The organism is Streptococcus mitis (assembly GCF_946188695.1).
In the GTDB taxonomy this organism is placed as follows: Bacteria; Bacillota; Bacilli; order Lactobacillales; family Streptococcaceae; genus Streptococcus; species Streptococcus mitis_DF.
Genome location: NZ_CAMHWI010000022.1, coordinates 25,006 through 39,062, shown reverse-complemented (window position 1 = coordinate 39,062; position 14,057 = coordinate 25,006). Strand labels below are relative to the sequence as shown.

Annotated in this window: 15 protein-coding genes; 2 read left to right on the top strand and 13 right to left on the bottom strand. The window is 40.0% G+C overall.

The features are described 5' to 3' along the window. The 7 genes from N8L33_RS08890 to N8L33_RS08860 form a co-directional block, all read right to left on the bottom strand. Window positions 1–2,625: G5 domain-containing protein (locus tag N8L33_RS08890; protein ID WP_261059644.1), on the bottom strand; the 2,625-nt coding region annotated here is incomplete at its 3' end. 401 nt (window positions 2,626–3,026) lie between these two features. Beyond that, window positions 3,027–3,422, bottom strand: coding sequence for a YtxH domain-containing protein (locus N8L33_RS08885; protein ID WP_261059643.1), 396 nt, complete (start codon window positions 3,420–3,422; stop codon window positions 3,027–3,029). 15 nt (window positions 3,423–3,437) lie between these two features. Then, window positions 3,438–3,821, bottom strand: a complete 384-nt coding sequence (locus N8L33_RS08880) for a DUF948 domain-containing protein (protein ID WP_419991843.1) — start codon at window positions 3,819–3,821, stop codon at window positions 3,438–3,440. Continuing rightward, entirely contained in the window at window positions 3,822–4,610 is a 789-nt protein-coding gene (lgt, locus tag N8L33_RS08875) for a prolipoprotein diacylglyceryl transferase (protein ID WP_261059642.1), read from the bottom strand. Next, window positions 4,603–5,538, bottom strand: coding sequence for an HPr(Ser) kinase/phosphatase (gene hprK / locus N8L33_RS08870; RefSeq protein ID WP_173233320.1), 936 nt, complete (start codon window positions 5,536–5,538; stop codon window positions 4,603–4,605). The genes lgt and hprK overlap by 8 nt, the downstream gene beginning before the upstream one ends. 236 nt (window positions 5,539–5,774) lie before the next feature. Further along, on the bottom strand, window positions 5,775–5,951 hold the full coding sequence (gene rpsU, locus N8L33_RS08865) for a 30S ribosomal protein S21 (protein WP_000048054.1): 177 nt from the start codon (window positions 5,949–5,951) through the stop codon (window positions 5,775–5,777). A gap of 151 nt (window positions 5,952–6,102) precedes the next feature. Further along, window positions 6,103–6,810: a glucosamine-6-phosphate deaminase gene (locus N8L33_RS08860; RefSeq protein WP_261059641.1), complete on the bottom strand. Its 708-nt coding sequence runs from the start codon at window positions 6,808–6,810 to the stop codon at window positions 6,103–6,105. Between the two features lie 150 nt (window positions 6,811–6,960). Here N8L33_RS08860 and queA point away from each other — a divergent pair, with 150 nt between their 5' ends. Beyond that, window positions 6,961–7,989 (top strand): tRNA preQ1(34) S-adenosylmethionine ribosyltransferase-isomerase QueA, encoded by a 1,029-nt coding sequence (gene queA, locus N8L33_RS08855; protein WP_261059640.1) that lies wholly within the window; start codon window positions 6,961–6,963, stop codon window positions 7,987–7,989. Window positions 7,990–8,066: 77 nt separating this feature from the next. On the opposite strand, the gene N8L33_RS08850 is transcribed toward queA, so the two are convergent. From N8L33_RS08850 to mnmL, 5 genes are read right to left on the bottom strand one after another with little or no spacing between them, the layout of a single operon-like run. Further along, window positions 8,067–8,912, bottom strand: coding sequence for a YihY/virulence factor BrkB family protein (locus N8L33_RS08850; protein ID WP_261059639.1), 846 nt, complete (start codon window positions 8,910–8,912; stop codon window positions 8,067–8,069). Between the two features lie 27 nt (window positions 8,913–8,939). Further along, window positions 8,940–10,994 (bottom strand): cation:proton antiporter, encoded by a 2,055-nt coding sequence (locus N8L33_RS08845; protein ID WP_261059638.1) that lies wholly within the window; start codon window positions 10,992–10,994, stop codon window positions 8,940–8,942. An 11-nt stretch (window positions 10,995–11,005) separates the two neighbouring features. Beyond that, the gene (locus N8L33_RS08840; protein ID WP_084888569.1) at window positions 11,006–11,260 is read right to left on the bottom strand and encodes a hypothetical protein; all 255 of its coding nucleotides are present in this window, start codon (window positions 11,258–11,260) and stop codon (window positions 11,006–11,008) included. After that, entirely contained in the window at window positions 11,253–11,810 is a 558-nt protein-coding gene (gene mnmM, locus N8L33_RS08835; RefSeq protein WP_261059637.1) for a tRNA 5-(aminomethyl)-2-thiouridylate-methyltransferase MnmM, read from the bottom strand. The genes N8L33_RS08840 and mnmM overlap by 8 nt, the downstream gene beginning before the upstream one ends. After that, window positions 11,794–12,750, bottom strand: coding sequence for a tRNA modification radical SAM protein MnmL/YtqA (gene mnmL, locus N8L33_RS08830; RefSeq protein WP_261059636.1), 957 nt, complete (start codon window positions 12,748–12,750; stop codon window positions 11,794–11,796). The genes mnmM and mnmL overlap by 17 nt, the downstream gene beginning before the upstream one ends. 91 nt (window positions 12,751–12,841) lie before the next feature. On the opposite strand from mnmL, the gene N8L33_RS08825 reads away from it, so the two are divergent. Continuing rightward, on the top strand, window positions 12,842–13,201 hold the full coding sequence (locus N8L33_RS08825) for a DUF3397 domain-containing protein (RefSeq protein WP_261059635.1): 360 nt from the start codon (window positions 12,842–12,844) through the stop codon (window positions 13,199–13,201). A gap of 78 nt (window positions 13,202–13,279) precedes the next feature. Here the strand turns inward: N8L33_RS08825 and N8L33_RS08820 are convergent, their stop codons facing one another. After that, entirely contained in the window at window positions 13,280–13,588 is a 309-nt protein-coding gene (locus N8L33_RS08820) for a hypothetical protein (RefSeq protein ID WP_261059634.1), read from the bottom strand. Window positions 13,589–14,057 lie beyond the last annotated feature (469 nt).

Below are 14,057 nucleotides of genomic sequence, written 5' to 3'. Positions count from 1 at the left end.
GGTTGTCTTCTTAACTACATCATCGCCTTCTTTAAGGTATTCAACCTCATCTTGAGCTGGAACTTTGACCACTGTGGCAGTTGACGGTTTGATAACGGGTTGGCCCTCATTCGGAATGAGTCTACCATCTGTAGGATTCACAGTATAAGTGGTAGTTACTGTTTTAGTTCCTGGAGTACCAGCTACTGTGATTTTTGCTTCACCTTTAGTCTTCGTAGAGTCTTTTTCATAACGAACACTTGGCTCTATTGGCGTAACAACAACCTTAGATTTAGCACCATCTTTCTTGAAAACTTCCTTTTTCTCTGTTGGAGTTAGGGCACCGCTACTTGCATTGACCGCGTAAGTGGTTGTCTTCTTAACTACATCATCGCCTTCTTTAAGGTATTCAACCTCATCTTGAGCTGGAACTTTGACCACTGTGGGAGTTGACGGTTTGATAACGGGTTGGCCCTCATGCGGAATGAGACTTCCGTCTGTCGGATTCACAGTATAGGTTGTAGTTACTGTACTTGTCCCCTGAGTACCAGCTGTTGTTACATTAGTTTTACCTTTAGCTCTCATGACATCTTTTTCATAACGAACACTTGGCTCTATTGGCGTAACAACAACCTTAGATTTAGCACCATCTCTCTTGAAAACTTCCTTTTTCTCTGTTGGAGTTAGGGCGCCGGTACTTGCATTGACTGCGTAGCTGGTTGTCTTCTTAACTACATTATCGCCTTCTTTGAGGTATTCAACCTCATCTTGAGCTGGAACTTTGACCACTGTCGGTTTTGATGGGACTACTACCGCCGGTTCTTCATACGGAATAAGACTGCCATCTGTAGGATTAACAGTATAAGTGGTAGTGACTGTTCTAGTACCTGGAGTACCAGCTACTGTGATTTTGGCTTCACTTTTGACTTTTGTGGAGTCTTTTTCATAACGAACACTTGGCTCGAGGGGCGTAACGACAACTGTTGATTTAGCACCATCTTTCTTGAAAACTTCATCAAGTGTATTTTTAGTAATCTGCCCTGTATCAGGATTTTTCATACTAACAGTTGTTGACTTAATGATATCATCTCCGCGTTTACTATATACAGCAGTTTCTCCAACTTTTTCTACAGATTTGACTGTTGTAATTTTGTTATCTTGATAACCTGTCCCATCTAAGGAAATTCGTTTCCCAGATATAAACTCTGATCGTCTATTAATCATATCGGCTTCAAAATAAGAACGTGAACTATGACCTCCGCTGGTTCGTCCAACATTTATAACAACATCACTATCATTGCTGACACCTTTTCTTATCGTCGAATCATTATCAACAATATAATGAGTCAATTTCCCTGACTTAGCTATTTTTTTGCTATCTAAACCTTTCTGCCAAAAGTCACGACCAGAAACCAAACTTGTCACTACTTTTGGAGCATTAAATGTTGTTCCTTTTTTTAATACATTATTATAAAAGTTTCTATAAGCCCGCTGTTCTTTAGGAGACATGACTCTGCTGTCAGAATATGCCAACTGATAGGCTTCAACCATTGCCCGTTGTACTAAATATCCTCCTAAAGAATGGCCTGTCAAATAAAGATTAGTAATACTCTTATCTTTGGCCAGTTCACGCATGATATTTTCTGCATCGATCCCTTGCTGAGGATTGCTTCCTGTTCCAAGTCTTATATCAGTTCCTATATCTTTCGCATCACTTGTTCCACGAAAGGCTAATACTTGTGCAGTTCCATTTGGTAAATATTGGAAATCACTCTTAGTTTCATACAATACAGCATCTAGTCCGCTAGATGTATGATAACTTTTCTTCCTTTCCCAATAAGGTCCCAACTCCTTGTTCATCATCATATATTCATAACGTGGTTTACTGTCACCATTCTTTTTATATAACTCTGACTCTGTTAAGGGTTTCTTATGATCCAACACTCTATCAATATAATTATCATCACGGTAGGACAATTCCATGAACATAATCATATCGCGCTCACTTACATTCCATTTTAATTTTTCATCTGGCTTTTCTTTACTGTCAATAATACCATCACCATCAGTATCTTCTAATAAGGGATGACTATTATAGCCTACATACTTTTTCCCGCCTTTTTCATAAATATAAAGTTCTTCTTTATCCTTCAAGTAATCATCATCTGTATAAGCTTCTGGACTTAACTTAGGGCCGTTTAGTAACAGACTGTCAAGCTTATTACCTTCTGAACCGATTACTCCTGCTTTTATTTGCTTAGCGTACTCATCAGTTAATTCATACTTTTTAACCTCGGAAGGAGTTGATGTTGCTCTCACCTCTGGAGTACTTGATCTATCTTCACCTGCTACGAACCCCCTTGTGGTCAAGCTGTTATTTTCCTTATCCCCAGATGTGCCGAGTTCTGTAGTTCTTGTAGATCTTATTGGAACATCTCTGGTATCTAACTCAGAAGAAGGATTATCTTGATTATCTGGTAGATTTTGAACTTCTTCTCTTTTCTCCACAGAAAATAGAGAATTTTCCGTAGAAGCCAATACTCCCTGGGATGGTGTAAACAAGGCAATTCCTATTAATACAGAAGCCACTCCAACAGAAAACTTTCGAATCGAAAAGCGTTGACGTTTATTAAAAATGTCTTTCATTTTACTAACTTTCTTTCTAACTATTTTTTACAAAATAGAGGGTTCTAATATTTTCCCTTGACAGAATACTAAATCGTTTCTTAACTAAAATTTTAGAGCTTTTCCTCTACTTTATCATAAACCACCACATTGATTTCTAATCATAGAAAAATGGATTGCTTAATATTACTAAAATATCAGTAAAATATAAAAAAATGTAAATATTTCACTTTTAACACTGCCATTATACCATAAAAAATCATAACACTCATGTGTTTTAAAAAAGGTTTGTCAAAAAGTCTTCAAAATTATAAAAAACGCATAATACCAGGCAGTTACAGTCCTTAATACTATGCGCTTTATCTTATACAATTTACTAGATTTGCGACTACTACTTGAATCTTTATCCAACTCTCTCAAATCTAGATTTTTTCTTCTTTGATATCAATCACAATCTCTTCTGATTGGTCAATAGTTTCGGCTTTTTCTTGCCATTGTTCCTTGAGATTATTGAATTGATTTTTTGATGCTTCTGTCGCTTGACGGGCACATGATTTGGCTTGAGCAAGTACACTGTCCACAGTGATTTCACCTGACTCGACCTGTTCTTTGGTTTTCAGAACAAAATCTGTAGCCTGTTCCTTAACTTCTGTCAGTTTTTCACAGACTTGCTCCTTAGCATACTCCGGATCTTCTCTCAAATCATCTAGAAAATCTTGAGCTTGACTGCAAACTTGTTTGCCCTTGTCGCTTGTTAAAAACAAGGCAAGAGCTGCACCTGAAACAGTTCCTAAAAGGATTGAGGATAGTTTACCCATAAGAATTCTCCTTTTTTATTTTTTGAATAATTTACTTGCAAGACGAAGAGCTGACAAACTTGCACCAGTCTTGAGTGTTTTTGAACCAGCTGATGAAGCTTTCTTGCTCAAGACACGCGCATGGTCATTGAGGTCTGAAACAGATAGAGACAAATCTGCAACAGCACTAAAGAGCGGATCAATTGTTGCCACCTTGACATTGATATCATCTGCCAAGACATTAACCTTAGCCAGCAATTCATTGGTATGATGCAAGGTCACATCCACATCTGAAGTCAAGGTTTTAATCGTCTTCTCTGTTTCATCGATAACACGACCAAGCTTTTGTACGGTAATAATCAGATAAACCAAAAAGACAATCAAAGCTAGGGCGACAAGAATATATGCAACTTCTAACATTTAGTTTTCCTCCTCTGTAACATAGTAAGGGGCTTTCTTTCGATTTTGATATAGAACGATAAAAATACCCAGTCCGATAAGAACAACTGATAGCCATTGAGACACTCGAAGGCCAAAGAACATGAGACTATCTGTTCGCATGCCTTCGATGACCATACGACCAAAACCATACCAAATCAAGTAAAAGGCAGTGATATGACCTCGTCTGAGACTCTTCCATTTTCGTCTCAATATCAAAATCAAGGCAAAGCCAAGTAGATTCCATAGAGACTCATAAAGGAAGGTCGGCTGACGGTAACTTCCCTCTATATACATCTGGTCACGGATAAAGCTAGGTAGATAATCCAAATTATCCACTGCAGACCCGTAGGCTTCTTGGTTAAAGAAATTTCCCCAGCGACCCAAACTTTGGGCAATCATAACGCTAGGCGCTGCAATATCTAGAAAATCCCAAGTATTGATGAGTTTGCGATCAGCAAAGATGTAGAGGACAAGGGCACCAGTAATCAAACCACCATAAATGGCCAAACCACCATTCCAAATGGCAAAAATCTCTCCGACATTCTGACTATAGTAATCAAAACGGAAAATAACATAGTAGAGACGGGCCCCTAAAATAGCCAGAGGAAAGGCTATCAAGATAAAATCTAGAATATCGTCTGGTATGATCTTCTTTCTCGGAGCTTCTTTCATGGTCAAATAAACCGCAAGAATCAAGCCTGTCACAATACACAAGGCATACCAACGAATAGCTAGAGGGCCTAGATGAATAGCAATTGGATCAAGCATTAGGCACCTCGTTTTGAGCAATGAGGTTTGTCAAGCGTTCTTCGAACAATCGAGTCGCATCAAAGCCCATTTCCTTAGCACGATAATTCATGGCAGCTGCCTCAATCACGACAGAGATATTTCGACCTGTTTTAACTGGGATGCGGATACGAGGAATAGCAACGCCAGAAATTTCTAGTTCCTCTGGATTGTTGCCAAGACGATCAAAGGTTTTATGCGTATCGTAATTTTCCAAGTAAACAGCCAGCTGGACTTGTGAAGAGTCCTTGACCGCACTCGCACCGTAGAGACTCATAACATCGATAATCCCAACCCCACGAATCTCAATCAGGTGTCTCAAGATTTCAGCTGGTTCACCCCAAAGGGTAATCTCATCCTTGGCAAAGATATCGACACGATCATCAGCTACCAAGCGGTGACCACGTTTGACAAGTTCTAGACCTGTTTCACTCTTACCGATTCCACTATCGCCTTGAATCAAGACACCCATCCCATAGATATCCATCAAGACTCCATGCACACTGGTACGTTCTGCCAAACGAGAATCCAGATAACTAGATAACTCTCCAGACAAACGACTAGTAGCCGTACGGCTGGTTAAAATGGCAATCTTACACTCTCTGGCTGCCTTTAACATCTCCTCAGGAACCACCAAACCACGGGCAACAATGACCGCAGGTGTCTCAGGTAGAAACATTTTTTTCAAAACTTCATAACGGCTGTTGGAAGGCATGCTGATCAGATAAGACCACTCCTTCATCCCCAAAAGTTGAATCCGCTCTGGCGTATAGTAGTCAAAATAGCCTGTCATTTCAAGACCAGGTCGCGTAATATCCGCTGTATTGATTTCCTTTTCAAGCAATTCTGGTTCGCCATAGACAATGTCTAGTCTAAGCTTTTCAATCACTTCTTTTACTAAAACCGACATCATTTCCTCCTTCAATCGAGTTCTTTTTACTATTATATCAAATTGTCCTTAGAAGTTTCAGATTTTTGCAGGCTTTGAAGTATTTATTTATGCTCAATGAAAATCAAAGAGCAAACTAGGAAACTAGCCGCAGGCTGTACTTGAGTACGGCAAGGCGACGTTGACGTGGTTTGAATTTGATTTTCGAAGAGTATTAAAAGAAAAAAGACTAGATTTCTCCAGCCTTTCAGTTCTAATTAGAATTTTTTACGTTTACGAGCTGCTTCTGATTTACGTTTACGTTTTACAGAAGGTTTTTCATAGAATTCACGTTTGCGTGTTTCTTGAAGAGTACCAGCTTTAGTAACCGCACGTTTGAAACGACGAAGTGCGTCGTCAAGAGATTCATTCTTACGTACTACTGTTTTAGACATTTTTTTCACTCCCTTCAAGTTCAAGATCTATTCTATTCTACACGTAAAAGGAATAATTGTCAAGAAAAAATGCGGTTTAATTTTGATTTTTTCTTCCATTTATACAAGAGTTTAAAGCACTCAGATAGAAGAAACTGAAGGGTTTCGTTTTTTATTTTTCAAGTAAGCTGAGCGCTTCAGCATCTGCAATAATCGTCACATCAGGGTGATTTTGCAGGCTACTTGCTGGTAGGTTCTCAGTCACTGGACTAGACACGGTGCCGGCAATGGCTTCTGCTTTTGATTCACCGTAAGCAAAGAGAATAATTGACTTAGCATCCAAGATGTTTTTAATCCCCATTGAAATGGCTTGAGTTGGGACATCTTCAATCTTGTCAAAGAAGCGAGCATTGGCTTCGATAGTAGACTGGTCAAGCTCTACAAGGTGAGTTTGACTGTCAAATGGAGTACCAGGCTCATTAAAGCCGATATGCCCATTGCGACCAATTCCCAAGATTTGCAGGTCAACTGGATGGTCAGCCAAAATTTGATTGTAGCGTTCTACTTCAGTTTCAGCATGATCCTTAACCCCACGAGGCAAGAAACTTTCTTTAAATGGTTTTTGGTTGAACAAGTTTTCTTGCATGAAGTGACGGTAAGACTGAGGATTGTCGCCATCAAGACCTACATACTCATCAAGGTTGACACTGGTTAGATTTGAAAAATCAAGGTCACTCTCAACGATTTCTTTGTAAAATTCAAGCGGGCTGCTTCCTGTCGCAAGTCCCAATGTTTGAGCGCCGTTGGCTAATTTTTCCTTCAAAATCTCAAAAGCTACTTTTCCACCTTCGACTTGGTTTTCAACTTTAATGACTTTCATCTTTTCATCCTCCATTTCTATCTATATTCATTATATGGTATAGACCAATTTTTGTCAAGTGAAAACGATTTAATTTTCAAAAAAAGAGCGTCCAAACTTGAAACATGTTATAATGGATAGGATTAGAACTTAGAAAGAATGAACAGATATATGAATACAGCTGATTTTGATTTCCACTTACCCGAGGAATTGATTGCCCAAACGCCCCTTGAAAAACGTGATGCCTCTAAACTCCTCATCGTCAACCGTGAGACGGGAGAAATGCAGGACAAACACTTCCACTCTATTATTGATATGCTGGAACCTGGTGATGCCCTTGTCATGAACGACACCCGCGTTCTCCCTGCCCGACTCTATGGTCAAAAGGAAGAAACTGGAGGTCATGTGGAACTACTCCTACTCAAAAACACTGCTGGCGATGAGTGGGAAGTTCTGGCTAAACCTGCCAAACGTCTCAAGGTTGGCACTCGCGTCAGCTTTGGTGATGGTCGCCTCAGCGCTGTCGTTACAGAAGAATTGACCCATGGGGGCCGTATTGTCCGCTTCGAATACCAAGGAATTTTCCTAGAAGTTTTGGAAAGTCTGGGAGAAATGCCTCTGCCACCTTATATCCACGAAAAACTGGATGACCGTGAACGCTATCAAACCGTCTACGCCAAGGAAAGTGGTTCTGCTGCTGCACCTACTGCTGGTCTTCATTTCACCAAAGAACTACTGGCAGAAATCCAAGCTAAGGGTGTTCATCTGGTTTATCTGACTCTTCATGTCGGACTCGGAACCTTTAGACCCGTTTCAGTTGACAATCTGGATGAACACGAAATGCACTCAGAATTCTACCAGCTTTCTGAGGAAGCAGCTGCCACCCTTCGCTCTGTTAAGGAAAATGGTGGTCGCGTCATTGCTGTTGGAACCACTTCTATTCGAACACTAGAGACTATTGGTTCCAAGTTTGAGGGGCAAATCCAAGCAGATTCTGGCTGGACCAATATCTTTATCAAACCTGGTTACCAATGGAAGGTTGTGGATGCCTTCTCAACCAACTTCCACCTGCCAAAATCAACTCTAGTCATGTTGGTTTCTGCTTTTGCAGGCCGTGAATTAGTCTTAGATGCTTACCATCATGCCATTCAAGAACACTACCGCTTCTTCAGTTTCGGTGACGCCATGTTTATCTATTAATTTTCATAATCAAAAAACGCATATTATCAGGCAATAAAACCTTGATAGTATGCGTTTTGTTATGGATAAAGAAGGTGTTAGTCTTTTCTCAAGCTCTGCACACTGGCATTGATCACCGCGCCGACAATCAAAATCTTAGCGATGAGAATAAACCAGAACATCATGACCACCACGACAACGGAACTGAAAAAACGGACGTCCACGAGGTGATTAACATAGTTGTTGACATAGACTGAAAAGATATTAAGTAGTAAAACCAAAGTCAACAAGACAAAGGCACTTCCTGGCAATACATGTCGAATGCGTCTCACCTTAACATTGGGCAGGAAATAATAAAGCATGACCAAGATAGCGAAAATCAAGGCATAGACCAAGGGGCCTGTCAGATCCTGCAGGTAATCAAAGAGAGAACTATCTGATTTCCAGTAACTTTTGATAAGGTTGAGGAGCATACGGCCAAAAACACTCAAAAATAGAGCCAAGGCAAAGAGAATCTGCAAACCAAAACTGACAAACAAACTCATGAGCTGATGGGAAATCATTCCTCGATTTTTTGCTACTCCATAGGCTTTATTAAAGGCTTTCTGCAGGAAATTCATGGATTTTGAAAAGGTCCAGAGGGCTGACAAAACCGCAAAACTCAATAAGCCCGTTGACGGTTGAGTCAGTACCTCTGTAATAATCTTTGCGACTACATCATAAACCGTATCCGGCAAAAATTCATTGACAACCTTTAAAAAATTGGAAACTGGAATATGAAAATAGGGGAGGATGTTGACCACCACCAAAAGCAAGGGAAAGATCGAAATCAACCAATAGTAGGCTACTGCGACACTGGTCAACTCACTATCTGAGGCCTGATAATAATGCAAAAAAGCTTTTACTAAAGGCTTGTCTGTCAGCTCTTTCCACCACTTCTTCATGTCACACTCCTTCACTTACAATCTTGATTAGTTTCTTCTTACCAATTCCACCATATCATAAGGCAGGGTATTGGCAGCTTCCTTCAAGGAATAGTTCTCTAAGTTATTCACATTTTGCCGTAACTTCTTGGCATACTTGGTCGTAATCAATCGTTTTTCTTCGTATTCAAAAATCAACTTACGCTCTAGGTAATAGCCTCTCAGCATTTCGTCGATATTGTTAGGCTTGACACGATTGATAACCCGTTCTACAAAGGCACCACTGGTGATAATAGCTGTTTCTCGGAGACGAGAATCCTGCATGAAGCTGATTAAAGAACTCTTATAAACCCCTTTAAGGTTCTCCAAACTTTCGATAATCATCTCTGTATTTTCTAGATAGAGCTCTGCAATTTGGTCATAGTCAAGGGCTCTAAGTTTCTGTGATTCTTCATTTTTCCAACTACGGAAGGTCTTACCTAAGGTAAAAACTTCATGCAGGAGAAAACGTAAAATCCGCAAGGAAACAAGGAAATAATAGGTCAATCGTGACGCGAACTTACGATTGATACTTTGTTCCATGTTTTTCAAATAACGTTGGTAAACTCGATAGGCACGCTCACTCATCTTTTCCTCTTCGTAAGCCTGTTCCAGACCATCACTTTCAATACTGAGGATAAGAAGTTTCAAGGCCTCCCAGTCCTCTTGCTCGCCCTTATTTTCTTGGCTCAGGATGAGATTTTCAATACGTCCATGATAATTATCAATAGCCGCATAGAGGGGAAGTTTATTTTTGGTGTCTTCCAACTCTTTTTCCAACTCTAGCGTTACTTCATTCAAAATGGCGATATGCATGAGATAGTCCTTACTTTCTTCCTGTTCATCAGAAAGATGAGGCAAAACCATGAGGCCTGTTAAAAAGCTTACAAGCGTCACACCTGCAACGAGGAAAAGTAAGAGAGGATACTCCTGCTCTAGATTACTTGGTATCAGAAGGATCGTAGCAATTGACACCGTTCCCTTGACACCTGAAAAGGTCAAAAGAAGCATGTCCTTCATATACTTATTTAGCTTTTTCTTGAGACGTCTAGTCCTATAGGCATAATAGCCATAAATCATGACAAAACGAATAGCAAAGAGGACACAGGTAAGGGCTATAAGAGATACCAATAACAGTAAGGGATTATAGATTGGATTGGTCAAGATAGGCTCTGCTATCATTTCCAACTCCATCCCTAAAATCACAAAGACAGAACCGTTCAGCATAAAATTCACTGTATGCCAGACCGTCTCGGTCACCGTATCCACTTGGGCTTCGAGGAGCGTAATTTTCTTAAAACGGCTTGCCTTTAAAATCCCAGCAACCACAACGGCAATAATCCCTGAAACGTGGACTTCTTCTGCCAGGAAGAAGGTTATCAAGGGCAAACTCAATTCCAGAAGGAGCTCACTGGCAATATCCGTTGCTCTCACACTCAGCAAGAAGGTATGGAGGAAACGGTTGGTCATGGCTGTTAAAAATCCAATCAAAAAACCACCTAGGATTGAAAAGATGAGCGAACTACTCGCTTGCCCAAGGGAAAAAGCTCCAGTTGTCCAAGCTGTCAAAGCTACCTGAAAGGCCACCAAGCCAGATGCATCATTCAAGAGTCCTTCACCCTTAAGGATATTGGAGACGCGCTTTGGAAAGCTAAACCGCTCCGAAAGAGAGGCAAAGGCCACCAAATCCGTAGGGCCAAGTGCCGCCCCAACAGCCAAGCAAGCTGCCAAGGGAAGACTGAGCCAAAGAAGATGGGCCAAGCCACCCAAACTCAGGGTTGAGATGAAAATCACTGGAAATATGAGATAGATAATGATTCGCCAGTGTTTTAAAATAGCCGTAATATCTGCTTCCTCCGACTCTCGGAAAAGCAAGGGCCCGATAACCAGCGCCAAAAACAACTCCGTATTGAGATGAAAGTCGGTATTGGGTAAAAAGAGACCAATCACAATTCCCAGAAGAATTTGCACCAAAGGGAGTGGCAAAAAGGGCAGGAGCTTATTGGTTGTACTTGAGACAATCAAAACCAGTAAAAATAGGATGAGGTAAATCAGTAATTCCACGCAATTCCTCCTTAGTCTTTTTTACAACAGGATTCAAATATCTCCTTCTGCTCTTTGATCTTTTGATCAATCTTGAAACAGTCTTTGTGCTCAATTTTTCTCTGGCAGCGTTCCATTTCAAGAGCTACTAATTTTTTCTTGATTTTAAGCATTTTTTTGCTCATATGCGCTTGGTCTAACACACCCACTGCTCGTTCGTGGTGGGTTGATTCAACAAAATTCTGGCGCATGGCATCCAGCTTTTCACGTAGGTATTGTTTATCCATGTCTATATCTCTCTAATTTTTCAATCATTACTAAAAATGGTGGGTTGTTGACTTGATTTAAAGTTCGGTAAATGGCAGCTGTGTACTCTTGTTGGTTCAACTGGCTAACAAAATCCAAGACAGCATCCCTCTCGAGGTCGCCTCCTTCATGACCATAGTAGATCATGATAGCAATTCGTCCACCTTTGACAAGCAAATGGCATAACTTTTCTAATGCTTCAATGGTAGTCTGAGGTTGGGTGATGACGGACTTATCAGCTGACGGCAGATAACCCAGATTAAAAATCCCTGCCTTGGTTTCTGTCACAAACTGGTCCAGTGTCTCATGGCCTTGCAAGATTAACTGGGCATTTGTCATTCCAGCCTGGTCCAAACGCTCTTGGGTCTTTTCCAAGGCTTGTTCCTGAATATCAAAGGCATAGACTTGCTTAGCTAGCTTAGCTAAAAAAAGGGTATCGTGACCATTTCCCATAGTCGCATCCACTACGACATCCTCTTTTGTCACTACTTCAGCCAAAAAATCATGTGCCATCTCAAGTGGTCTTTTCATTATTAAACTCCTGTTTTACAGCCTTGCATCCTTGAACGCTTCCACGACGTCGCATTTCAGTTTCAATAGCATTTAGCACTTCCCATTTATTGAGGCTCCACATAGGACCAATCAGCATATCTCTAGGTGCATCTCCTGTTATTCGATGGATAACAATATGCTTGGGAATGATTTCCAGTTGGTCACAGATGACCTTGACATATTCGTCCTGACTCATCAATTGCAAACGTCCCTCGTGGTAGTCCCGTTGCATACGCGTATTGGTCATAAGATGAAGCAAATGCAGTTTAATTCCTTGAATATCGTTATCCGTAACACAGCGACGGACATTTTCAATCATCATCTCATGGGTTTCACCAGGCAAACCATTGATCAGATGAGAAACAATCTCAATCTTGGGATACTTTCTCAAACGCTTGACCGTTTCCACGTACAACTCATAGGAATGTGCACGGTTAATCAAATCAGAGGTTGTTTCATAAGTGGTCTGCAAGCCCAATTCAACCGTCACATGCATGCGCTCCGACAACTCAGCCAAATATTCGATTGTTTCATCTGGTAAACAGTCTGGGCGCGTTCCGATATTGATTCCTACTACACCTGGCTCATTGATAGCCTGCTCATAGCGCTCTCGGATGACTTCCACCTTTTCATGGGTGTTGGTAAAATTTTGAAAATAAACCAGATACTTCTGAACATCCGGCCACTTACGGTGCATAAAGTCAATTTCCTTATAAAATTGCTCACGGATGGGTGCATCCGGTGCTACAATAGCATCTCCAGAACCTGAAACCGTACAAAAAGTACAGCCTCCATGAGCCACAGTTCCATCACGATTGGGACAGTCAAACCCCGCATCAATAGGGACTTTAAAGGTCTTTTCTCCAAAAAGTTTTCGATAATAATCATTCAAGGTATTATAAGATTTCATAACTTTCATTATAACAAAAATCACCCACAATCTCAAAAGCCTGACTTTCCTATAAATTCCTCTGTTTCTCGTTTCCATTAGCCATTTTTTATGATACAATATGGTTATGATTTTAATGAAATTAGCATCTATTTTATTATTGATACTGACCTTAGTCGTCTGCATCATCATAACCAAACTTTTTAGATTAAAAAAACTAGGACGAAACTTTGCGGATTTGGCTTTTCCAGTCTTGGTATTTGAATATTACCTGATCACAGCTAAAACCTTTACCCATAATTTCCTCCCTAGACTAGGCCTAGCCCTCTCAGTCCTAGCCATTATTCTTGTTTTTTTCTTTCTTTTGAAAAAACGTAGCTTTTACTATCCTAAATTCATCAAATTCTTCTGGCGTGCAGGATTCTTATTAACCCTTGTCATGTATATCGAGATGATTATTGAATTGATGGCTCAGAAATAAAAAACTAAATCGAAAACACCTCAATCAAACTAAATACAGTGATTGAAGTGTTTTTCTTTATATCTTTTTCAATAATTCCTATTTACTTTCTTTATCAGGAAAGATAAATCCAATACCAATGCAAGCTAGTACGCCCGCTCCAATTACCAAGCCACTTGAAATTGGCAAAAGGTCCAAAATTGCATTTGCGATGATAAAGGCAATAATCAAACACATCAGACTAGCCTTGTAGTCTTTTTTCAAAAGATTCTCTAGAGTGAAATAGAGGAACAAGCCTACCGGAATCAGTGACCATAGGTTGACATCCAAACTTGGCCAGCCTACAGAACCAAAATACAATACTCTCGCTGCTGCTACCAAAAATACAATCCCCAATAATTTTTTCATTTGTTTATCTCCAATTTCTTTTTTAGGAACTTGAGTTATCTGATAGTGACACCTCACGTCCCTTACAAAAAACATTATAGCAGAGGAGTTTTTCAAGAACAAGGTCTTTTGCCTATCTGGTCTCTATATCGGTCTAAGTGGTTGAATAATAGCGATAAAATAAGGAATCAGGTAAAAAACTTCCTTCCAAATAAAAAGGAATTAAGCAACCAAACGCTACTTAATTCCTTGAAATTGTCTCATCACCTCTATTAGCCTTTAAATTTTGATAGACTCTATTTTCTAATAAATATGACCAATATTGTCAATACTAACCATTTCAATCAATTCATTAGTTGTCGAAACTAAGTCCATTAATAAATCCAAAAAGAGTATCAATAGTAAAGTAAACTAAATAATTGAGTTATAAATGGCTATTTTCACAAAACTGTTTCATCATCACACTATCTCAGTACATAAACCATTTTTT

Excerpts from the sequence above, each read along its gene's own strand:
- N8L33_RS08885 (WP_261059643.1), bottom strand. The coding sequence starts at position 3,422 with ATGGGTAAACTATCCTCAATCCTTTTAGGAACTGTTTCAGGTGCAGCT.
- N8L33_RS08880 (WP_419991843.1), bottom strand. The coding sequence starts at position 3,821 with ATGTTAGAAGTTGCATATATTCTTGTCGCCCTAGCTTTGATTGTCTTT.
- lgt (WP_261059642.1), bottom strand. The coding sequence starts at position 4,610 with ATGCTTGATCCAATTGCTATTCATCTAGGCCCTCTAGCTATTCGTTGG.
- hprK (WP_173233320.1), bottom strand. The coding sequence starts at position 5,538 with ATGTCGGTTTTAGTAAAAGAAGTGATTGAAAAGCTTAGACTAGACATT.
- rpsU (WP_000048054.1), bottom strand. The coding sequence starts at position 5,951 with ATGTCTAAAACAGTAGTACGTAAGAATGAATCTCTTGACGACGCACTT.
- N8L33_RS08860 (WP_261059641.1), bottom strand. The coding sequence starts at position 6,810 with ATGAAAGTCATTAAAGTTGAAAACCAAGTCGAAGGTGGAAAAGTAGCT.
- queA (WP_261059640.1), top strand. The coding sequence starts at position 6,961 with ATGAATACAGCTGATTTTGATTTCCACTTACCCGAGGAATTGATTGCC.
- N8L33_RS08850 (WP_261059639.1), bottom strand. The coding sequence starts at position 8,912 with ATGAAGAAGTGGTGGAAAGAGCTGACAGACAAGCCTTTAGTAAAAGCT.
- N8L33_RS08840 (WP_084888569.1), bottom strand. The coding sequence starts at position 11,260 with ATGGATAAACAATACCTACGTGAAAAGCTGGATGCCATGCGCCAGAAT.
- mnmM (WP_261059637.1), bottom strand. The coding sequence starts at position 11,810 with ATGAAAAGACCACTTGAGATGGCACATGATTTTTTGGCTGAAGTAGTG.
- mnmL (WP_261059636.1), bottom strand. The coding sequence starts at position 12,750 with ATGAAAGTTATGAAATCTTATAATACCTTGAATGATTATTATCGAAAA.
- N8L33_RS08825 (WP_261059635.1), top strand. The coding sequence starts at position 12,842 with ATGGTTATGATTTTAATGAAATTAGCATCTATTTTATTATTGATACTG.
- N8L33_RS08820 (WP_261059634.1), bottom strand. The coding sequence starts at position 13,588 with ATGAAAAAATTATTGGGGATTGTATTTTTGGTAGCAGCAGCGAGAGTA.